The 20,524-nt window shown below is 62.5% G+C and carries 26 protein-coding genes; 17 read left to right on the top strand and 9 right to left on the bottom strand.

All coding sequences use genetic code 11. The features are described 5' to 3' along the window. Positions 1-33: 33 nt before the first annotated feature. The 10 genes from DEIPE_RS07430 to DEIPE_RS07385 all read left to right on the top strand — a co-directional run bounded on the left by DEIPE_RS07430 (position 34) and on the right by DEIPE_RS07385 (position 10,346). Positions 34-1,659 carry a hypothetical protein gene (locus tag DEIPE_RS07430; RefSeq protein ID WP_015235372.1) on the top strand — a complete coding sequence of 542 codons (1,626 nt, stop codon included), beginning with the start codon at positions 34-36 and terminating at the stop codon, positions 1,657-1,659. After that, the gene (locus tag DEIPE_RS07425; protein ID WP_015235371.1) at positions 1,660-2,208 is read left to right on the top strand and encodes a hypothetical protein; all 549 of its coding nucleotides are present in this window, start codon (positions 1,660-1,662) and stop codon (positions 2,206-2,208) included. A gap of 15 nt (positions 2,209-2,223) precedes the next feature. Beyond that, the gene (locus tag DEIPE_RS07420) at positions 2,224-3,351 is read left to right on the top strand and encodes a hypothetical protein (protein ID WP_015235370.1); all 1,128 of its coding nucleotides are present in this window, start codon (positions 2,224-2,226) and stop codon (positions 3,349-3,351) included. A 58-nt stretch (positions 3,352-3,409) separates the two neighbouring features. Next, complete coding sequence (locus DEIPE_RS07415; protein WP_015235369.1) at positions 3,410-5,881, top strand: Ig-like domain-containing protein; 2,472 nt, start codon at positions 3,410-3,412, stop codon at positions 5,879-5,881. 185 nt (positions 5,882-6,066) lie between these two features. Then, positions 6,067-6,855, top strand: coding sequence for a C1 family peptidase (locus DEIPE_RS07410; protein WP_015235368.1), 789 nt, complete (start codon positions 6,067-6,069; stop codon positions 6,853-6,855). 88 nt (positions 6,856-6,943) lie between these two features. Further along, the gene (locus DEIPE_RS07405) at positions 6,944-7,156 is read left to right on the top strand and encodes an LPXTG cell wall anchor domain-containing protein (protein WP_015235367.1); all 213 of its coding nucleotides are present in this window, start codon (positions 6,944-6,946) and stop codon (positions 7,154-7,156) included. Then, complete coding sequence (locus DEIPE_RS07400) at positions 7,140-7,607, top strand: hypothetical protein (protein ID WP_015235366.1); 468 nt, start codon at positions 7,140-7,142, stop codon at positions 7,605-7,607. The genes DEIPE_RS07405 and DEIPE_RS07400 overlap by 17 nt, the downstream gene beginning before the upstream one ends. After that, entirely contained in the window at positions 7,600-7,893 is a 294-nt protein-coding gene (locus tag DEIPE_RS07395; protein WP_015235365.1) for a hypothetical protein, read from the top strand. Before DEIPE_RS07400 ends, DEIPE_RS07395 begins: the two co-directional genes overlap by 8 nt. Then, complete coding sequence (locus DEIPE_RS07390) at positions 7,890-8,525, top strand: N-acetylmuramoyl-L-alanine amidase (protein ID WP_015235364.1); 636 nt, start codon at positions 7,890-7,892, stop codon at positions 8,523-8,525. The genes DEIPE_RS07395 and DEIPE_RS07390 overlap by 4 nt, the downstream gene beginning before the upstream one ends. Positions 8,526-8,582: 57 nt before the next feature. Further along, entirely contained in the window at positions 8,583-10,346 is a 1,764-nt protein-coding gene (locus DEIPE_RS07385; protein WP_015235363.1) for a discoidin domain-containing protein, read from the top strand. 25 nt (positions 10,347-10,371) lie between these two features. On the opposite strand, the gene DEIPE_RS07380 is transcribed toward DEIPE_RS07385, so the two are convergent. Then, positions 10,372-10,620 carry a hypothetical protein gene (locus tag DEIPE_RS07380; protein ID WP_157448797.1) on the bottom strand — a complete coding sequence of 83 codons (249 nt, stop codon included), beginning with the start codon at positions 10,618-10,620 and terminating at the stop codon, positions 10,372-10,374. A 130-nt stretch (positions 10,621-10,750) separates the two neighbouring features. Between DEIPE_RS07380 and DEIPE_RS07375 the strand changes: the two genes are divergently transcribed. The 3 genes from DEIPE_RS07375 to DEIPE_RS07365 are packed head-to-tail and all read left to right on the top strand — an operon-like array spanning position 10,751 to position 11,927. Further along, the gene (locus DEIPE_RS07375; protein ID WP_015235361.1) at positions 10,751-11,251 is read left to right on the top strand and encodes a hypothetical protein; all 501 of its coding nucleotides are present in this window, start codon (positions 10,751-10,753) and stop codon (positions 11,249-11,251) included. Next, positions 11,248-11,448 carry a hypothetical protein gene (locus tag DEIPE_RS07370; protein ID WP_015235360.1) on the top strand — a complete coding sequence of 67 codons (201 nt, stop codon included), beginning with the start codon at positions 11,248-11,250 and terminating at the stop codon, positions 11,446-11,448. The genes DEIPE_RS07375 and DEIPE_RS07370 overlap by 4 nt, the downstream gene beginning before the upstream one ends. Next, complete coding sequence (locus DEIPE_RS07365; RefSeq protein WP_015235359.1) at positions 11,445-11,927, top strand: hypothetical protein; 483 nt, start codon at positions 11,445-11,447, stop codon at positions 11,925-11,927. Before DEIPE_RS07370 ends, DEIPE_RS07365 begins: the two co-directional genes overlap by 4 nt. 274 nt (positions 11,928-12,201) lie before the next feature. Here the strand turns inward: DEIPE_RS07365 and DEIPE_RS07360 are convergent, their stop codons facing one another. Then, a complete protein-coding gene (locus DEIPE_RS07360) occupies positions 12,202-12,717 on the bottom strand; it encodes a DUF2726 domain-containing protein (protein WP_015235357.1) in 516 nt (171 codons plus the stop codon). A gap of 292 nt (positions 12,718-13,009) precedes the next feature. On the opposite strand from DEIPE_RS07360, the gene DEIPE_RS07355 reads away from it, so the two are divergent. Then, positions 13,010-13,969: a hypothetical protein gene (locus DEIPE_RS07355; RefSeq protein WP_015235356.1), complete on the top strand. Its 960-nt coding sequence runs from the start codon at positions 13,010-13,012 to the stop codon at positions 13,967-13,969. 203 nt (positions 13,970-14,172) lie between these two features. Here DEIPE_RS07355 and DEIPE_RS23845 read toward each other — a convergent pair whose 3' ends face one another. From DEIPE_RS23845 to DEIPE_RS07345, 3 genes are read right to left on the bottom strand one after another with little or no spacing between them, the layout of a single operon-like run. Then, positions 14,173-14,814 carry a hypothetical protein gene (locus tag DEIPE_RS23845; RefSeq protein WP_015235355.1) on the bottom strand — a complete coding sequence of 214 codons (642 nt, stop codon included), beginning with the start codon at positions 14,812-14,814 and terminating at the stop codon, positions 14,173-14,175. A gap of 14 nt (positions 14,815-14,828) precedes the next feature. Next, positions 14,829-15,068: a hypothetical protein gene (locus DEIPE_RS07350; RefSeq protein WP_015235354.1), complete on the bottom strand. Its 240-nt coding sequence runs from the start codon at positions 15,066-15,068 to the stop codon at positions 14,829-14,831. Continuing rightward, positions 15,068-15,685 carry an SOS response-associated peptidase gene (locus tag DEIPE_RS07345; protein ID WP_052326654.1) on the bottom strand — a complete coding sequence of 206 codons (618 nt, stop codon included), beginning with the start codon at positions 15,683-15,685 and terminating at the stop codon, positions 15,068-15,070. The genes DEIPE_RS07350 and DEIPE_RS07345 overlap by 1 nt, the downstream gene beginning before the upstream one ends. A 109-nt stretch (positions 15,686-15,794) precedes the next feature. Here DEIPE_RS07345 and DEIPE_RS25255 point away from each other — a divergent pair, with 109 nt between their 5' ends. Beyond that, the gene (locus DEIPE_RS25255; RefSeq protein WP_015235352.1) at positions 15,795-15,917 is read left to right on the top strand and encodes a hypothetical protein; all 123 of its coding nucleotides are present in this window, start codon (positions 15,795-15,797) and stop codon (positions 15,915-15,917) included. A gap of 183 nt (positions 15,918-16,100) precedes the next feature. Here the strand turns inward: DEIPE_RS25255 and DEIPE_RS07340 are convergent, their stop codons facing one another. From DEIPE_RS07340 to DEIPE_RS07325, 4 genes are all read right to left on the bottom strand, one after another. Then, positions 16,101-16,373, bottom strand: coding sequence for a hypothetical protein (locus DEIPE_RS07340; RefSeq protein ID WP_245557601.1), 273 nt, complete (start codon positions 16,371-16,373; stop codon positions 16,101-16,103). Between the two features lie 101 nt (positions 16,374-16,474). Then, positions 16,475-16,684 (bottom strand): hypothetical protein, encoded by a 210-nt coding sequence (locus DEIPE_RS07335; RefSeq protein ID WP_015235350.1) that lies wholly within the window; start codon positions 16,682-16,684, stop codon positions 16,475-16,477. A gap of 456 nt (positions 16,685-17,140) precedes the next feature. Beyond that, positions 17,141-17,815, bottom strand: a complete 675-nt coding sequence (locus DEIPE_RS07330) for a response regulator transcription factor (protein WP_015235349.1) — start codon at positions 17,813-17,815, stop codon at positions 17,141-17,143. Between the two features lie 796 nt (positions 17,816-18,611). Next, on the bottom strand, positions 18,612-19,052 hold the full coding sequence (locus DEIPE_RS07325) for a hypothetical protein (protein ID WP_015235347.1): 441 nt from the start codon (positions 19,050-19,052) through the stop codon (positions 18,612-18,614). Between the two features lie 430 nt (positions 19,053-19,482). Between DEIPE_RS07325 and DEIPE_RS07320 the strand changes: the two genes are divergently transcribed. Together DEIPE_RS07320 and DEIPE_RS25470 are read left to right on the top strand one after the other, a co-directional pair. Next, positions 19,483-19,797, top strand: coding sequence for a hypothetical protein (locus tag DEIPE_RS07320; RefSeq protein WP_015235346.1), 315 nt, complete (start codon positions 19,483-19,485; stop codon positions 19,795-19,797). A gap of 38 nt (positions 19,798-19,835) precedes the next feature. Continuing rightward, complete coding sequence (locus tag DEIPE_RS25470; protein WP_015235345.1) at positions 19,836-20,327, top strand: response regulator; 492 nt, start codon at positions 19,836-19,838, stop codon at positions 20,325-20,327. Positions 20,328-20,524: the final 197 nt, after the last annotated feature.

Below are 20,524 nucleotides of genomic sequence, written 5' to 3'. Positions count from 1 at the left end.
CCTTGACGTGCCTTGCTGTTCCAGTGGAGGTTTATGACTTTTTCCTGGCGTTTACAGGTGTTCAGTCCGAATGGTCAACCCAAAGCCACCCGCACCATGCGTGAAGTACCCATTCCGCGCAGTGGACTGCGGATGGCTCTGGAAGGCAACGCGAATTGCCTGGAAGCCACCTTCAGCGGCATCTGGGCGAAACTCGGCATCGAACCGCACGACGGCGTGACCATCCAGGAATCCCTAGATGACTTCACGACGCCGCCCCGTTCGCTCTTCAGCGGGTACGCCGAAATCAGCGGCGCTCCCAGAAAGACGCGTTCGAGCGGCTTCACCCTCGTCGGCTACAAGGAGCGCTTCAAGAAACTCGACTGCTGGGTGCTGTCCTACCCGCAAGCGGACGCGGGCGTGACGGTGCGCGCGATCCTGACGGACCTCATCAACCAGGGTCGCGTGCCGTTCCTGAATCCCGACCTCAGCCTCATTCCAGTGAATACCGGCGTGACCGTCGGGGCGGTGTTCGGGAACTTCCAGAGCGTCGCGGTGATGCTCGATGAAGTCGTGCAGCGCCTCGGGAAACCCTGGTCGTGGGGCGTGGACGCCGAACGGCGCGCGTTCCTGAAACGCACGGACGTGGGCGTCATGACCGCCGACGAGAACGGTGCATCACCCACCGCGAGCATCGAGCGGCAGGATGTCGGCAGTGCCAACCTGGTGACGTCCGCGCGTTTCTTGCTGGGGCAGATGAGCAGCGCAGTGGACTTGACGTACTACAGCCGCCACCTGATCAGCGGTGACCTGATCGCCACGAAACGCGTGACCGCCCCGGCGAAGACCATGGTGGGTTTCCGCGCGGTGTCGAACAGCACGCTCGGTGAAGCGACCGCGTGGGTGCCGATTAAAGAGGAAAACTCGCGTGACCTGCTGTACGCGTCCAATATCGTGCCGGGCGGGAACAACGTCACGGCGCCCGGCAACGCCGCGGATGACGATCGTACCTCGCGGGCCAGCAACACCACGCTCACGACCACGACCTTCGACGTGTCGTACCTCGTGCAGGACGCGGCGCTGGTGCGCGATCTCGCGGCGCTCGAAGTGTCCGGCGTGGAAGGCGCGCGCCTGCTGAGTTGCAGCCTGCAGTACGGTTACCAGAACTCCCCGACCAGCGGGGTGGTCTACGAGACTACCATCGACCTTCCCTTGCGCGAAGGCGTCAATTTCGTGATGGGTGATTTGTTTCAGGCGTTCACCCACCAGCATCCCGGTCAGAACGCACCGTACGACCGTCTCAACATCCTTTTTTCCTTCAGGACGGACGACACGGACGTGCAGGGATACGTCGCCACCGCCCGGCCGCTGTTCGTGAACCGCGAGAAGCTCCTCCGGATCGCGCAGAGTGCGTACTTCCGGGATCCCGCACAGGACCCATCGCGAGCCACGGTGCGCGGGGCGTTCCTGGAGCCTGGTGGCATCACCCACCTGATCCCCAGAGGCGCCGTACGCGAAACACACCCGACGGCGCGCGTCGAGTACGTGCTGGACGAGAAGGGCCGCACGACGATCATCAGCACCGGGCAGCGTGACGACCCCAAGGACATCGCCACCAAGACCTTCATCGAGCAGCGCAACACCAGCACGCTGCTCGACAGCATGCGCGTGGGAGGGTGAATGTACGCGCTGAACATCCCGCCGTTCCCTCCCGACGCTCCGGACACCGCGACAGGGGAAGGGTGGAATCTCGACAAGCAGGACGGCACCACCGTCGCGCTGAACGACACCTTCGAACTGCAAGGTGACGAGCTCGGCTACGACAGCAACGACGAGCTGGAGCAAGCACCTTACAGCGACGTGACGTTCGTGGAAAGCGACGAAGCGCCCGTCGTGCGGCCACTGGTGCTGCGGGGGTTGGTGTACGCCGAAAGCAAACAGGCGGCACTCATCGCCGCACGAACGTTGATTTCACACCTCAAGACCACCGTGCGACTCCGGGAAGGCACCTGGCGGTCCATCCTGGTGCACCCGCGACCCTTCCCGAAAACACCGGTCACGAAAGCCTTCAACAACCCGAATTACTGGTACGTCACCTTGACGCTGCTGCCACGCGGCGCGGAGTGGTCGTTCGTGTACACCCCACCACCCGACGGCAGCGTGACGCCGGAGACGGGCACGGGTGATTTCGGCACCTTCGACTTCGGAACGCGTGACTTCGGTGCCTGAGCACCCAGGAGGATCATGACAAAAATCATCAACGCGACCGCCCTGGCGCAACTTGTCACCAGCGGCGAATTCCCCCTCACGCCCCTCGAAGCGGACGGCCCGACACCCGCCGATACCTGGCCGGTCAAATTTCAGAAGCTCTTCGAAGACCTCTTCGGAGACATCGCGCTGATCGCCACGCAACTCAGCGGCATGTACAGCGAAGTGGCGTCCATCGCGGCCTTGCAGGCCCTGACCGGCGCCGACCGGGTGGACAAGAAGCTGTACTTCGTGCCGCATGTGGGCTTCTTCCGGTACGACGCGGCGAATACGACAGGAGCCCTCACGAACCGCGTGATTGTCCCGAGTGACAACGTCGGCCGTTACGTGAACGCCCTCAACAGCGTGATCGGTGCGACCAGCGGCCTGGCGCGTCTCAACAGCAGCGGGCAGGTGGTGGACGCGGCGGGGAACGTCGTGGGAAGTGGCAGCACCTTCGACCCCACGAAGTACCAGTACTACGACTTCAGCGGTGGGGTCGTCTCAAGCGTTGTGTCCGGTTCGATCTTCCAGGGCGGCAGCAACGGCGCCACGGGCGCGGGCGTCGCCTCGATCGACGCCCGCAACGGCACTTACGACGGCGGGGTGGTGCTCAATTCCGGCACCACCACCACCGGACGCGGCTCCATCGCGGCGGGCCCTGGCGGGTCCACGCACGCCAACGTCATCCTCGGCACGCGCCGGCGGCGGGTCGGTTGGGTGGCGCGCATCCCCACGGCCTCGGACGGCACCGATACTTTCCGTGCACGCTTCGGGTGGATGGACACCGCCGACGGCGTCACCGACGGCTTGTGGGGCGAGTACAGCACCGCCGACGGCACGGCCAACTGGCGCCTCGTGGCGAGCGCGGGCGGGGTCACCGAAACGGTCACCAGCACCACGGCGGTGGCCATCGGCACCGACCTGTTGGTGGAAGTGGAGGTGAACGCCGACGGCTCGCAGGGACTGCTGTTCGTCAACGGCGTGCAAGTCGCTTCTGTCGGAGGCACGCGCATCCCGAAGGGGGCGGCGCAGGCCACAGGCTACGTCGTTACCATCCGCAAAAGTGCGGGCACCAACAACCGCACGATCGAGCTGTACGACGCGCGGGTCATTTCGTATTGAGCACAGGAGGCAACATGGACCGACGCTTTGTCGTGCCCCTCGTTTCACGGAAGAGCACGTGAAACGCTTTTTTTCGCAGGCCGGGTTTCGCCTGACCTGGCATCTGACACTCGGCGCGGCCCTCCTGGCGGGGGCCGCGCTCGCCGTTGACCCCATCCCGCTGGAAGCGCCCGGCATCCTCAGGCCCACCTTCGGTTTCCCCGCCGGGAACATGACCGACAACAACGAGAGCACCGTCTGGTACGCCCGTGGTCTGCCGCAGGAAGTCGTGATGGACACCAAAGCCGTGCGGCCCCTCGACGGCATCTGGCTGGGCTTGTGGGGCGCGCTGGGCCGCACCTACACCTTCGACGTGGAAGTCTCCAGCGACCGCAGCAGCTGGACGAAAGTGCTGCGCAACATCGAATCCACCGCGAGCGAACAACTCACCCGCTACACGTTCGCACGCACCGACGCACGCTACGTGCGCATCATCATCCACAAACTCGTCGATCCCAACAAGGGCCCCGCCCTGATCGGCATCCGGGAAGTCAAGCTGTTCACCGCGAGCGGCACCAACTTGCAGACCGGTGACGTGCTGGCGCCCGTCGTGAGCCTCGCGGCGGCCAGCACCAGCATCACCACCTCCAGCACCACCCGCCTGACTGCCACGGCGACCGACAACATCGGAGTGCAGAAAGTAGAGTTCTACCGGGACGGCAGCTTGGTGCACACCGAGAACTTCGCGCCGTACGAGCATGACGCGTCTTTCACCAGCAGCACCCAGAACGGCTCGTACAGTTACACTGCCCGGGCGTACGACGCGGCGGGCAACAGCACCCTCAGCGCGGCGGTGGCTCTGACCGTCAATATCGCCACAACTGAGGACACCAACCAGGTGAGCCTCGCGAACGCGGGTGGCACCACCCAGCGGTATTACGTGGACGCCAGCGCGGGCAGTGACAGCAACGACGGTCGCACGCCCTCGACTGCCTGGCGGACCCTCACGCCCGTCAACAACGCCGACCTCAATGCCGGAGACGGCGTGTACCTGCGGCGTGGGTACGCCTACGCGGGACCCTTGACGCTCGCCTCTGGCGATTCGGGTAGTACCAGCAGCAACGTCGTCATCGGCGCGTACGGCGCGCCCACCACCGGACCCGTCCGGCTCGGGCCGGTCATCGCCGGAAACAACCCGGTCATCGAGAACCGCGCCCTGGGCAGCGCCAACGAAGCCACCGTGAACAGCGCCGCTTCGGACGTCACCTTCGACAACGTCAGCGCACGAATCGCGGACAGCGGCCGGCCCGGCGCGTGGCAGATGCCCAGCAACTACGTCCCGAGCGGGTACACCTACATCCGCAGCTGCCAGAACCCGACCGGCTGGAAGACCGGGTTCACCCTGACCGGCGCGCGCAACACCTTGCAGTACGTCGAAGCGTCCCGCGCCACGGCAGGCGTGTACATGGCGGGCGGAGGATACCACCGGCTGCTGCACAGCTACGTCCACCACAACGACCTCGCCAGCACCAACACCCCGGCGCTGTACGAGAACGTCGACCGAGACGGGGACGGCAACGTGTACGACTCGCTGTACGGCGGGTACAACCCGGATGGGGACGTGAACTTCAACAACAAGTCCAACAGTCCCAGCACCAGCAAGTACGACGATGACTCCGGTGGGTTCGGCGTGAATCCCCGCTCGAACAACAACGAGGTCGGCTGGAGTCTCTTCGCGGAGAACAACGTGCCCTGCAGCGAGGATTACGGGCAGGAAGGCGCGGACATCGAGATCTTCTCGTCCTCGTACGGGTACTACCACCACAACATCAGCATCAACAGCGGCACCTTCGTCGAGATGGGCGGCACGTCGGTGCACAACGTGATGGCGTACAACGCCTTCGCTCCCATCAGCGGCCTGGCCACCGGCTCCGGGGAGTTCCTGGTGATGCGTGGGTACAAGGGCGGCAGCTCGTTCGGTGGGCAGGCGGGCGCGAAAGCGTTCAACAACGTCGCGTACGGCACGCAGGTGGGCGTGAGCTGCTCGGACACCTGCGAGGATGACGTGCTGGAATTCCGCAACAACATCCTGATCGGCTGGCACACCGCGCGCCTCAACGACGGGTACGGCTGCCGCATCTACACCCGCACCGCGCCGTGCGGCGGGAAAGGACAGAAAAGTGAATTCTGGGCGGACGTCACGCCCGCGACCAGCCACAACCTCGTCGGGCGTCTCAGCCTGGACTCCTCGGGGAACATCATCACCACCGGCACGGGCCTGACCGGCAACACCACCAACCTCAGCGGCACCGGGGACAGCCGCCTGAGCAACGCCGACATGGCGTCGCTGTTCGTCGATCCGCTGAACTTCAACTTCAACCTCAAATCCACTGCCGCGAAAGCGCTGAACAACGGCTCCAGCGTGCCGCTGTCCTTCTCGCGAGTCATCAACAGCAGTGGCGGCACCGAAACCGTCACCATCGCGCAAGACCTCGCCGGGAATCCCGTGCCGGCCGGCACGGTCGACCGAGGACCGTACGAACGACCGTGACCCGCCCGATGGGCACGAAAGGAATCCAAGACGGCCAAGACGACTGCTCAGGACGGTGGGGAGCCGCAAGCGCTGCCTGCCACGAGGTATGGGGCGAGGTACCGGCTGCAGGTCTTCGACCGCTCCGTCATCATCGTGGACACCACCTACCGGGTGCTGCCCGCCACCGCCCTCTAGGAGGACGTATGCTCAATGTTCTTTTCCGGGCACGCAAACGCGACAATCCCTTCGGCTGGATCCCAGACGTACCGGACTTCCGGGATTTCCGGCAATCGCTCCCCACCCAGCTGATGACCACTGACCTGCCACCCTCTGCGGACCTGCGGGCGTTCATGCCTCCGGTGTACGACCAGGGGCAACTGGGCAGCTGCACTGCGCAGACCATGGCCGCCGCGGTGGAGTACGACCGCATCAAACGCGGCAAGGCGTCACGACGACCCTCCACGCTGTTCTTGTACTACAACAGCCGCCTGATGGAAGGCACCGTGAACGAGGACGCCGGTGCGACCTTGCGCACCGCCGCGAAAGTCGTGAATGAGTACGGTGCTCCGCCCGAGTCGTACTGGCCGTACCGCATTCCCCGGTACGCCAGAAGGCCCTACGCGAGCGCGTACCGCTCCGGGCAGGTGAATCAGGCTTTGCGGTACGCTCGCGTCGATCAGACCGAGCAGGCCCTCAAAGCGACCCTCGCGAGTGGTCTGCCCATCGCGTTCGGCTTCGCGGTGTACGACTCGCTGATGACGCAACTCGTGGCCCGCACGGGCGTGGTCCCGATGCCCAGCGCGTCCGAGCGGATGCGGGGTGGACACGCGGTGCTGATGTGCGGGTACACCGACAGCGCGCAGCGCTTCTTGTGCCGCAACTCCTGGGGCGCGGACTGGGGACTCGACGGGTACTTCTGGCTGCCGTACGCCTACGTCACCCACCCTGACCTCGCGGCGGACTTCTGGACGGTCGAGGCCGTCGAACGGTGACTCCTTGCACTATACGGACCGGTGATTCCTCACGGACGCGCGGGCGGCACGCCGCGCGTCCGCTCCCCGCCGGGTGAGGGGAGGAACCGTGGGAAGCACCTTCTGGATCTTGATCTCATTCGCCGTCTGCGTCGGCGTGGCACTGCTGGCCGTCGTGTTTCGTTACGCCGTCACCGGCACGTTCGACCGTGAGATCGGCGTGCCGCTGTTCACGCTGGCCGGCACGCTGGTCACCGCCATCGCCGGGATGGTCAACAACCGAGCCAAGAAAGAAGAGGACGACGATGGCAGTCAGCCGTGAAGAATTTCTGGCGGTGCTGGCGCTCGCGTGGTTGGTGGGCAGCATCGGCGCGCTCTCCTTTCAGGTGATCCGCTGGGCCACCCGCGCGCACAACCCCGCCTTGTACGCCTGGGCGGTCGTGATGGTGCTCTGCGGACTCCTGTACGTCCTGATGGTCTCCGCGGACGTTCCTGGCGTGCTGGAAGTGCTGGTGTTCCTGGCGCCCAGCAGCGAAAGCCTGCCGTTGTTGTCATCGATTCGCACCATGACGCTCGCCGCGTTTCTCAGTGCCGGGTCGATCACGCTCGAACTGCTCGCCCGGCAGGCTGAGCGCACTTTCCGCGCGAATGACCGCATGCGCGTGGAGTATGCGCGGCTGGAAGTGCGCGCGAGCGAACTGCGCGAGGATTTCGAGGTGATGCGCGCCGCGCTCGCCCGATACGAAACCCCTCAGGAGGACCGCGATGAATGAAGCGCTCGCGTACGTGGAACTCACGACGCTGCTGCTGGCCTTCGCTCTCGGCGCGTCGACGACGCTGATCTGGCTGTTCAGACGAGAAAACGCCTTCAAAATATCCGGGCTGCTCTCCGCGTTGATGGTCGTCGGCCTCGCCGTGTGGCTGCCCGGGATGGGTATGGCGCTGCTGGTCCTGGCGGGCGGGGTGGCGCTGCACCTGCTGTTGATCACCCTGGTGACGCTCCGGCAACGCCCACGGCGCCTGCGGAAGCACCAGACCACCCGAAGGGAAAGCGCATGAGCATCGAACAACGACCTGCCCACGGTGGAAATTACGCGCGCGGTCGCGGGGTGCCCATCGACCGGGTGGTGATTCACGTGGCGGACGGTTCGTACGACGGCACCCTCAGCTGGTTCGCCAATCCCGACTGCAACGTCAGCGCGCACTACACCGTCGCAATGAACGGCCGGGTGGGGCAGAGCGTGCGGGAGGACGACACCGCCTGGCATGCCGGGGACACCTTGATGAACCGCCGCTCGATCGGCATCGAGCACGAGGGACGCCCCAGCGTGGAACCCTGGACGCCCAGCGACGCGCAACTGCGGGCCAGCGCGAGCCTCGTGGCCGGCTTGTGCCTGCGCTACGGCATTCCCGCGGACCGCACGCACCTGATCGGGCACAACGAAGTCAACCCGAAACGCACGGCCCGCAAGAACTGCCCGGGTCCCACCTGGCCGTGGGAGCGGTACGTGACCCTGGTTCGCTCGGCGTTGGTGTTGATTCAACCACCCCCGCTGGACGCCCTCGCGGAAGTGTTCTTCGAAGAGCCTGGCGGTGGGGAAGTCCGCATGACCGGGGAAGTCACCCGTTACGGCGGTTTGACGGTCACGCGGCGTGATGACGGCACGGTGCTCGTCTCCGGCAAGAAGTGAAGCTCAATCTGCCCAGTGGACTCCTCGGAGTCCACGCTGTTTTACGGAGGTTGCCCTATGCACCGCCTGTTTCCTTTGCTCGTCCTGACGGGTTCACTCGCGCTCGCCGCACCCCTCACCATCCGGGGTGTCACTGCGTCCGCACAGAAATCCACCAATCCCGCTTCCGCCGCGATCGACCGCAACCTCAACACCTGGTGGAGTGCCGACTGGACGCCCGGCCAGCCCTACCACACCTTCACAGTGGAAGTGCCCGCGAATTCGGTCGTGCGGCGCCTGAACGTCGCCTTCTACGCGGGTGACGCGCGCCGGGCAGCGTTTCTCGTCGAGACGTCCAGTGACGGTACGACGTGGCGGCAGGTGCTGCCGCTCGGCATCAGTTCCGGCCTGTCGCGTGAATTGCAACCCTTCGACCTCACGCCGAGCACCGCGCGTTTCGTGCGCGTCACGAGTTTCGGCAACACCCAGAACACCGCCAGCGCCATCACGGAAGTCACGGTGGAAGGCGACGCGCCCGTCGTGGTGCAACCTGCCCAGGTGACGCCCGCGTGGTACGTGGACGCCGTCAGCGGCAACGACACGAATCCCGGTACGCAGGCACGACCCTGGAAGAGTTTGGCGCGCGCCAGCCGGGAGGTCCTGCCGCCCGGAGCGACCTTGCGGCTGCGCAAGGGGCAGGTGTTCAAGGAGGTGCTGAACGCCACCTGGAAAGGCACGCGTGAAAAACCCATCGTGATCAGCGCGTACGGCACGAATGGTGACTCTCCTCTCGTGAAGGGCAGCAGCAACGGGCCGGTGGTGCAGATCCGCGGGGAGTGGTTGATCTTCGAGCATCTGCAGGTCAGTGCGGACCTGCCGAGCAGCTGGAAGGCCAAGAACCCCTCCTTCAGCGGCACCCTCCGGTGTCCCAATCAGCCGCAGGGCTGGACGACGGGTTTCACCTTCACCGCTTCCGCGCGAAACAATGTCGTGCGGCAAAGCACGGCCTACGGCATGACCGCCGGCGTGCACTTCCAGGAGGGCAGCGAACACAACGAGGTGCGCGACTCGCGGCTCGTGAAGAACACCGTCATCAGTACCAACACGCCCGCGAGCGTGAAGTACGACGACGACTCCGGCGCGTGGGGCGTGCTGCTCAACGGTAAAAACAACCGGGTCATCAACAACTACTTCAGCGGCAATTCCGGCTGCAGCGAGGACTACGGTGTCGAGGGCGCGTCGTTCGAGCTGTACAAGACCAGCGGCAATCTGATCCTCGAAAACACCCTGGTGGACGAAACGACCATGGCCGAACTGGGCGGTACGCCCACTTGCCGCAGCGAGAACAACACCTTCGCCTTCAATGCCTACAGCACCAGGGTGGGAGGGCAGACGCTGATCGTGCGTGGTCACGGCGCCAAGTGGGGCGGCAATCCCGGCACGCGCTTTTACAACAACACCGCCTGGGGCGTGCGGGACGGCATCCTCTGTTCGGACGGCTGCTCACCCGAGATTCTCAGCGCGCGTAACAACATCATCGTGCAGCAGCAGAGCCTTAACGACCGCAACCACGCGCTGTGGACGGACGGCACCTTCGATGACGGTCACAACCTCTTCTGGCGCGTCGGCGGGAATCCCAGCGTGCGCTACACGAACGGTGCCACGCGCCCCACGACGAACCGCACGGTCGATCCGCGCCTCGTGAACCCGGGCGCGAACGACCTGCGTCTCTCGGCGGGCAGTCCCGCCGTGTGGACAGGCACGGGCGCCCCATTGCGCCTGCTGGGCCTGCCGGTCATAGAAGGCCGCGTGCACATCGGCGCGCAAGACGTGGCTCGGTGAACTACCGTGTCCACCAGGGTGGACACTACGGCAGGTGCAGCGACTTCGTGATCAAGTACCGGGCCAACCGGTGCACGACCTCGAACGCTTCTCGGACGTTCGGTGCGCTTTCGACGAGTAGGATGTGAGGCTTCACGATGACTTCCAGCCGGGTGTGGTTTGGTTTGACGCACACGGCTTGCACTTCGCATTGATGCGCGGTGAGCCACTGCAGCTGCTGGCGTTGGGTGGGGGTGAGTTGGTCGATCCAGGACGAAGAGAGAGAGTTCGACACCCTTGCAGTCTGCTCTTCACGCGGTGAGGTCACCGCGTGATTTTTCATGGGCCAGGTGCGCTGGGTGGCGCAGAGGCAATTCGACCAGGGTCGCTCGTCAGGGCGACCCGCCTTGTTTGGAGGCAACACCATGAACAGTTTTGTGATGGCCCTGCGGTGCTTCAGTGCACTGCGCCTGCATTTCCTGCTGACGTTCGGTTTCGCGTTGCTGCTGATGCTGTTCGTGCCGTTCGTACTCGCGCAGGACGGCATGGTGGTCGTTGGGAAGTACAGCATTCCCCCGGAGCTCTGGGCGCTGATTTCCGCTGCGGTGGGTTGGCTCGTCAAGGAGATCGCGTCACCCATCACGGCGCTCGTGAAGCGGTACGGCGCTACGCATGGCACCGTGACCCGCGTCGTGTACATCCTCCTCGTCACGCTCATCACCGCCATTTTCGGCCTTGCCACCGGCGCGTTTGGGCAAGGCGTCGAAGGCTGGACGGCGGCTGGCATCGCGTTCGTCACGGCGGTCCTGAAGGGACTCGGTGATTACGTAAAGCTGCAGCAGTCCACCAAAAGCGGGGTGGAGGCTGCGGAACCCATCCGGTCAGTGGACACGCCCACGCCGAAAACAGGACGAGGGAGGATATGAGAGCGCAACTCCTGAAGATGGTGCTGGACCTGCTGCTGCAACGCTTCGGCCAGGCGGACCGCGTACCGGACGGCGCGACCGAAGCGGCCGGCCAGGTCCTCGACGACCTCTTCGAGGGCAGCGCGTACCTCAACGCCGACACCCGCCTGGATCTGCAGGTCCGCCTGGAGCGTGCCTTGCGGGAGCGTGGACTATGAAGCGGCTGTGGATGTTGACGTTGCTGGTAATACCGCTCGTGTCGTGTGCGCCCCGGCAGGCGCTGTCGCGGGGGCTCGAACGGGTGCAGGAGGAAAGCGCGCAACTGCTGCCCGCGCTGAAATGTCCGACCGCTGAGGGCTTCTGCGCGGCGGTGGACGCGGTGACCCTCACGAACCCGTCGGACGCGCCGGTCACGGGTGATCCGACCGATCCGCAGGATGGACCGGGTGTGCTGGTGGTGGGAAGCGCGGGACTCACCCCGGACGCCGGAGCCGCGAAGCTGTGCACGGCCGTCACAGAGGAATCGAACGGGCAACCGTTGCCGGTGCCGGGCTGGTGGCGCTGCACCATTCCGAACGTCGCGGCCAGATCCTACTTCACGCTGGCCTTCACCAATGGCCGGGTGGATACCGCGAGCGCGTCGTTTTACCGACCGGCCTCTGGAGTCAGGCCAATCCTGATTTACCTGAAGCGGTAACGAAAGCCCCTGCCGGGAATCGGCAGGGGCTTTTTTCGCTTGGGTATCGTCAGGGGTTTTGCGTAGGTTCCTTTAGGCTGCCCTGAGGCGGACAGTTACTCCTCGACCCAGCCTCCGGAGCCGGAAGGCTCGAAGCGTGTGCGTACGCGATCAGCAGCAATCCGACAAAGAACACGAGGGCGGCCAGCACGCTGCCCGTCACGTAGAACGCCATGCAACCCAGGGACTTTGGTCATTCCGTTTGTCGATCGGCTTCGAAATCGTCTTTCTTGGGTTACTTCAGATACTTGCCGAGGACCTCTCGCAGGCTTGCTGCTGTATGCGGCTGCCGGGCATCTAAGCGAACGAGAGCCAAACCGCCACTCTTGAAGACCAGGTCCTTCACAACGTCGCGCTGCTGTTGTGTGGCGCGCTCGTGCGATGCGCCGTCCAGTTCGATGGCGAAGAGCGGCTTGTAGTCACGGGCACTGACGACAAGGAAATCGACGTGCTTGTCACGCAGCCGGTTGTAGACGCTTGATCGCTGCGAACTGTCAGCAGTGATCTGGAAGAGGTCATTCAGCCGGACGTTTGGGAAGACGCGGTATGGCGTACCTTCCAGCATGGCAGTGAGCGATGTGTAGAAGGCATTTTCACTGCGCGAGAAGAAGTAGGTCTTTGCTTTGACGGGCAGGTGGTCGGGCAGGGTCTTGCTCGATGGTCGTTCGTTCCTACCGATGGCGCCTTGACGGCGTGTGAGAACGAAGATGATGACAATGGCCAGCACGGCGATGACGAGCAGGAATTCCATACATCACTCTAACGCTAAATGAGTAAATGTTAAGAAGAAAGATCTTATTCCCAGCCGGGATCGATATTGACCGGTCAGATGAGGTGTCGTGTCTTCAACTCTTGGACGATCTCGCGCAACACCAAGCCGCAGTGGAGCAGCTGCGTCAGTAGTTGAGCATCAAAGTGCTGGAAAGGTGGGATCTTTTTTATATTGCAGTTAAACAGCTCCTTAAGTGATGATTTTGAACAGATAAATGTGAATACGGGAACGATGAGGCTACGCTGAGCGAGCCTTATTGAAAGGGGAATAAATGAAAAAGCAATTTGCACTGACCCTGCTGCTCGTCCCAGCCCTGGCCGCGTGTGGAGGCGGCGCCCCCACCGCCCCCACGACCAGCAGCGTCAGCATCAACAGCGCCTCACAACTCGAGATCAACGCCCCCACCAAAGCCACCGCCGCCGCCAAAGACGCCAACGGTAACACGCTCAACGGAAAAACCATCACCTGGACGTCCAGCGACCCCACCATTGTGGCCGTGGCAGCCGACGGCGCCCTCACCGCCAAGAAGCTCAGTGCTAGCCCAGTGCAAATCACTGCTACCGTCGACGGAAAAAGCGTGTCAGCCAACGTCACCACCTACGGCCTGGAGGTGACCGGTGGAACGTACAACAACACCATCAGCAAGCTCGTCGGTACCCACTTCCTGATCCGCTTCCGTGAAGCCGATCAGACGGGCCCTGACGCTGCTGCCCCGGTCACCATCCAAGGACCCGCAGCGTTCAATGGTGGTCAGGCCTTCACCGGGACGCAAACCCTCCCTCTGAAGACGAACGTGACGGAAGTACGCTTTGGGGGCGCCTACTACTCCGCGGTCACGCCAGTCGATGGCGAATACACGGCGAGCACGGTGGTGAATGGTAAGACGTTCACCAGCAAATTCTCGATCGACGCCGATATGCTTCTTCCTGCAATGCAAAATCCGGTAGTAAACTTGACGGCGAGCGGCTACACCCTCACTGGGACTGCCGGCACGGGCGTCACCTACGTGCAAGCCCTGGTCTTTCATACCGGAACCAGTACCACCACAACATTGAGCCTGCTTCCGGTGTCGAGCTTGCCTGCCAGCCGCGAATTCACAAGCCAGCAGATGCCCAGTGGGACATACAACACCTACGTCCGTTCGTACAACGTCGACCTGAACAATGCCACCGGGCTGACGCCTGCCCAAAGTAATGTGGCGATGGTCGCGGCGGGCACCGTCACCTTCTGACCTGCAGTTCGGTACCCGCCTGGGACGAAGATCAGGTGGGTACAGTGATATTTGACGTTTATTTGTGATTCATCTTGTATCGTTTGACCGTGCTCGAAGCTATCGATGCCGCAATCATTCTCGCCGCCTCCCTCGTCGTTATCTCGCTCAGGCTCGCCTGGGGTGTCGTCCCAAGGCGGAAAGAGAAGCTTGTACAACAGCCTTTAGATAAGGTAAAGGAAGTATGAGTAGCGCTGGGCGTACGCTGTCGATGTGCTTGAAGTCATTCTGGCCATCGTCGCGCTCAGCGGGGTAATCTTCCTCGCCCTCTCCTTCATCCCAAAGCGCCAGTAACAACATTCAGCCCCGCTTGTGGCTTTGTGCCGGTGAGCGGGGCGTTTTCGTTTTGCTGTCCACTTGCGTTGGCTGAACACGGTCATGCAGATGTTGGCTCCTCCAGAACCCACATCTGCTCGTTCCTGAACTTCAAGCAGGTAAGCGTACCCGGGCGTTGCTTCGGCGGCATACTGCCGGCTCATCCACTGCCCCACCTGCCACGGGTAAGGAACCTGAAAACCAGCTGGAGTGTAATCAAGCATAGTTCGTTCGGTCGTCGGACTGTTGCGTGACGTGAAGCCGAACGTGCGAACGTGCCGGTACGCAGCCTTTGGTGCTTTCGGGTAGGACACGCTGATGTTGGAAGCAGCGCGTGAAGTGCAGAACGGCGTGCTCTGCTCGGTCCAGTTGCGCTTGACTGCCAGGCCGTACACCAGCGTAGAAGGCGTATGTGCTGTGGGTGGTGGCGCAACAGGCTGAGCGGTGGCGGAGAGGCACAAGCTGCAGGCGAGGGTAAGAAGGCGCTTCATAGGTCCTCCTCAGCTTAAGTTCTGGACCACCGGTGCGGGGAGTAATTCCAGCTGGGGTCAATATCCACCGGCCGGATGAGGTTCCGCGCCCTCAGTTCCTGGCCGATCATGCGGAACACTAGGCGTGGCGTATCGCCACCTTTGGCGAGGGCATCTCCCCAAATCCTCAGCAGCTCTGCATTCTCCCGCTCGCGCTCTGGACCGCCCATCAGCTCGAACAGGCTTTTGCCGTTCATGCCGTGCTTGCCGCCCATCAGGCCACCTGCTCTATCGAGCGTTTGTGCATCGGTCGGGTGTCCTGACTGTTGACAGGGGAGATGGACAGAACGTCGGCGGAACAAGGCCGCAGCAGGGCTGTGATCTTCTCCTCCGGTGTGCGGGGATCGAGCCAGGCCCGCCAGTCCGAACGCTCGAGAATCACAGGTTGCCGGTCGTGCAGTGGTGCGATCAGGTCATTGGCCGAACAGGTCAGCAGGGTGAAGGTCTCCATCAGGCCGAACTCGCTCAGCCAGGTTTCCCACAGCCCTCCGAGAACCAGCGGGCGGCCATCAGCGCGCCCAATCTCATACGGCTGGCGCTGGCCCTGCTTGCCGCTCCACTCGTAGAAGCTCTGAACCATCACCAGGCAACGGCGTGCTTCCCGGTATGCCAGGGCGAAGGACGGACGTTGCTTCACGTCCTCGCTGCGGGCGTTGAAGGTGCTGGGTTTGAACTGGCGCAGTACCCCGTGGTACATCGCCGGTACCAGGCCCCAGCGGGCCAGAGTCACCTGCACACGCTCACCAGGAGGCAGCCTGACAATCGGGTAAGGCATGGTGGGTGCGACTGCGTACGCGCCTGGCCACTGCGGAGGGAGCAGCAGACCGAACATGCTCCGGAAGTTTGTGGGGTGGAAGTTCCCGTTCACGCGTCCGCACACGTCAGGTCACCACGCCCACTTGAATCATGACTCATGGTAAACCGAAGGGTAGAATTTCGGTATGAGCAGAACCGACACGCCCCTTCAGCCAGGCGAGCGCGTGACCGTCAGCCTGAAGCGGGACGAAGCGTCATTCTGGTACGTCGTGACCGTGCATGATACCGAGGAGTGGACAGCCGCGTGACTCACGCACTTCGTTCGAAGACCTGGCCGGGTAGTGCGTGGGGCCTCGTCTGCATTGAGTGCAGCGGCCGCCCCTGGGTGCTTGAAATATTGGCCAGTGTCGTTCAGGGATCCCTGACCCCCGACAGCGGTTATAAGTACGATCGCGTCACTGGTGAGCCCCTATTCGATGGGATACGGAAGATTATTGCGGGTCGGGAAAGGACAAGAAGAGCTTCGCAGCTTCGTACACCTGCCGGAAAAGCTCAGGAACGTTCGATCCGCGTTCCTTGATGACGATGTGATGATCCACGTGCACTTCGATCAGCAGTCCAGCGGGCAAGCCTGCGAGGGGTTCCTCGGCGGCTTCCGTGGTGGTGACGATGCACTTCTGCAAGCGCAACCACTGCAACTGCTCCCGTTGGGCTTCACTGAGCGCTTCAGCCCACGGTTCGAGTGGCGGTTCTGTTGGCGTCATTTCCTCAGTGAACCGCTTGAGGTTGAAGTGGATCAACGCCTTTCGTAAGGGTTGCTTTACCGGCATCATGGTGCGCTTGGTGTGATGGGGTGATGGACTGGTCAGTTCTTCAAACGGGCGGTGAATTCCAGCGCGATCCTGCGCACGGCGCGAAGGTAGTCAGCCCGCCATGGCGCTGTAATGAACAGCAAGCGGAGTTCTTGCACCTGCGGCATCAGGTCATCACGCTCTGCTTGCATCACGAGCACCTGCGCTTCGGCGACAGCACGCCGGGCAGCACGGTGGGTGGCGAAGACCTCTTCCACCACCACAGCGTTTCGGATACGTGGGTGCGCGTCATGTGATCCGGATGAACCCGTCGTCCGTAATTTTGGGGTCGTAACCTTGAATGGGTGAACTTATCTTCATCAGTGCTGTCACAGCTTTCTACAGCGTGCAAGACGCAATGCCAGAGTTGAGGTGCGCATTGGGCGTGAGTGCATCAGTCTACCCTTGGCCCCGAGCAGGTCGTTCCCCTGAAAAGTGTGACTTGATGACGACCAGCGACAGCGGATCGAGGCCCTGAAGGCACGATCCGGGCAACTCCGGTGGAGCGCGCACGGCGTGACGCTGAGGTGATCACGTCCTGAGGTCCAGTGGCAGCTGGCCAGCTGCTTTACTGGTCCTCGGCGGGACCAGATCCAAGGTCAATCCAAAAGGCAGTGCGCTGACCATAAAATGCCCGCCAGGATCTTTTTGTCTACTCCTGGTGTTCGCCAGGCTTCAGCTCAACTGTCGATGTACAGGGCGTACCCGAGGCCACGCACCGTGCGCACCACACGATTCGCGCCTACCGCGCGGAACTTCCCCCGCAAGTTCGCGCAGTGCACATCCACCGTGTTGCTCCCCGTTTGCAGTGAGTTGCTCCAGACATCCCGTTCGAGTTCCTCACGTGAGTACACCCGTCCTGGCTGGCGAGCCAGCGCCACCAGCAGCTCGAACTCTTTAGGTGAAAGCAAAATTTCCACGCCGTTCCAGCTGGCCTGACGCTGATCCACCGAGATGGCCAGTGGGCCGATGCGCTGCAAGGGTGGAGCCTGCCGGTGACGCAACTGTACTTTGATGCGGGCCAGCAGTTCCTCTGGAAGGAAGGGTTTGGTGAGGTAATCGTTGGCGCCATCGTCGAGCAAGTTGAGTTTGCGGTCGATGCTGTCCATGGCGGACAGCACGATGACGGGGACGTTGTCATGGTTGCTGCGCAGCCGGCGGGCGACTTCGCTGCCATCGAAGTCCGGCAGGCCCAGGTCGAGCAGGACCAGATCGGGGTGCTGTTCACGTGCGGTGATCAGGCCGCTCATGCCGTTGTCTGCCGTGAGGGTATGGTACCCGGCGTCCTGCAGGGTATAGGTGACGACGTTGCGGATATCGGGGTCGTCCTCGATCACGAGGATGGTTTTCGGCATGGGCAGGGTCCTTTGTAACCAGGAATGTGGGATTTCTCCTGATGCCTCAGTCTGCCTGTCACTTTTTTCGTACGGTCGGCTCGCCCTTCAGGCAGTCTTCCGGAGTTGTTGCATTGCCCTTTATGTCATACGGATCAGCGAAGAACGCCGGGAAAGATCGCGCCTTCGGTACAGGACACCTTTAGGTTTTGGTTGTCCTGAACGGCGTTGTCTATTTCCGGTTCTGGGGGTCACCTGGCCCAGCAGAAGAGCGACCCGGCGGCGTCACTGTTTGATGGTGCTGCGTGGGTGGCAAGCAACGGGTACCTGGACGTCAATAATGTGCCGCCCTGGGATACGTGGCTTCTGACCTTACCGCCCGATCCCGAAGGCAGCACAGGTCGATTGGTGCTGTGCTGGGTTCCCGAGTGGGCAGGAGACTTCGTTGATGACGGCATTGTTATGGAGCCCGCATCGTGCTTGTCGTGGGTAACCATGGACGCTGCGGTCGTCCAGCTGAATGGATGGGGTCAAGGTTGGCAGAAGGTTTGAATGGCCTTTACTGGACCGCCTCTAATGGGAAGAACGTCGTGGTCGACGCCGCCTACACCCGTGGTGGGGTGGTGTTCGTCAAGACGCTCGTGCCGCCCGACATGACCATTCCACAACCCAGACCTGAGTCGCCCCGCTCCTGGCGTTGTACCGGTGAGCGGGGCGTTTTTTGCGTTGTCTCCGCGTCTTGAGATCATTGGGAGCCCATTGACAGCAGCGTATCCCTTGCTGTTGAGATACCACTGCAGTCATTTCTCCCTGATGGTCAGGCCGGTGAAACGCTCCCACCAAGAATGTTTGGCTGTGGTGCCTCGGGAAGCGGACGATCAGGATCAGTGACGCCCACCGCACCCGCTCTGTGGAACGCTGCCTGAATCAGCCTCCGGTCGCTGGGGTCCTGCGGAAGGTCGATCAGTACGACCCAGCCTCCCTGCTGCAGAGTCTCAATTCCTTGCAGGTCAGCGGACGGCTGTACTCGGCTCAGCAGGAAGTTCAGCAGACGAGCCAGCAGCGTCTGCTTGCGGACATCACGTCTGCCATTCAGTGTGAGCAGGCCCGAAGCGCCGTGAAGGACGTGCATGTGGCGGCCGTTCAAGCCGAGGCCGCTGAGGGTATCGCGCAAGGCGATGACATCCTGCTTTCGGTTGAACGCGGCGGTCATGGTATGCGGCTTGAACAGGGAATCGGGGATGTTGTGGATGTGCATGCCTGCCTCCGTCCTTGGATGGACGCTGGCCACCTCGCCTGAGGAAGTGGCCGGTCCGGTGAACGGTATTTGAAGCGCCAGTGCGCGTCAAAAGAACGTATACCAATGTGTGTTGGTTTTTTTATGGTAGCGCAATCCAGCGGGGTGCATGCGTATCGCAGTTGCCTTGTGAGCCTATACGCAAGATTCCTGGTTTATGGACAATCCGCAAAGTGCTGTTTCTGCTGGGCTTTCGAGCAGGAGCAGCTACCAGCAGATCGTAATCTTGGTGACACCTTCACAAGGCAAGTGACGAACATTAGACAAAGCTCATAACCCTTAAGATGAACGTAACAAAAGAAGCCAGTAAAGTTCTTTTGACGCCTCTTCATACCAGCGGTGCCGGTGCACCAATGCCCCACCCGCTGACGCACCAAATCAGGAGGCACGCATGACAACCTTTATTCTCAAAGGCCGCTGGTCCGGCGAACCCCACGACGAGCACCGCCGCTTCGAAGGCCACGTAGAGCAAACGGGCGTGCTGAATCTGCACCCCGGTGACCCCGTGGTCGTGACCTTCGTCCAGGGCAAGCCCACCCTGGAGGGTCAGGCCTCATCGCAGCGCGGGCATTACAAGCTCGAAGGCATGCCCACCGCCTTTTTCGTGCTCACCAGCTTCACCCGCAAAGATGGCGTGATGGGACACGAAGCAGAGTGGGATGATCCCGCGCAAGTCTGGGGCGGAGAAGTCTTCAGCAGCCAGTAACCACCTGGCCAGCACCGGAAGCAGCAGGGCACCTACGAATGATGGTCCTCGGAGAGCTTCCGTACCAGCTCCCCGAGGTTCGTCCAGCATGGACACCCCGGAACGCCAGCTTTCCCACACCACCATCACCCCAGGAAAGAGGCGCCTCTATTCTCGAACTGCTGGTCATTGACGACAACGAATACGATCTCCTCCTCACCGAGCTCGCTTTCCAGGACATAGCCCAACCCTGCACGTTGCATATCGTGCACGATGGCCACGCCGGACTGACCTTCCTGCGGGATGCCAGCCAGCCACGACCAGCGGCGGTGCTCCTCGATCTGCATATGCCGCGCATGGACGGCTTCACCTTCCTGCAGCACCTCCGCGAGGATCCGCACCTCAAGAGCCTGCCGGTCTTCGTGATGACGGCCAGCACTGCTGACCAGGACATGCCGCGAGTCAGGCAACTCGACGCGGACGCGTTCCTGGTGAAACCCGTCGAACCTCAGCTGGTCTTTGACCTGCTTCGCACACCAGCTGAACGATGAAATGCAGCGTGCACGCCTCATTCTGGACGTGCCTGCCTGAGCCCTAAATGACGTCAGCGTCAATCGCGGGCGGCTGACAGGAAACATCGGAACCGGTGAGAGTAGCCGGTTTGTCTTGCGCACCGAACTGGAATACAGCGCGCCGATGTTGCCGACAGGATCTTTTGGTCTAGACCTTGCTGCGGCAGGCATTGGTT

The organism is Deinococcus peraridilitoris DSM 19664, assembly GCF_000317835.1.
Classification (GTDB): domain Bacteria; phylum Deinococcota; class Deinococci; order Deinococcales; family Deinococcaceae; genus Deinococcus_A; species Deinococcus_A peraridilitoris.
The sequence above is the reverse complement of the archived record's forward strand: the minus strand, read 5'-3'. Positions and strand labels throughout refer to the sequence as shown.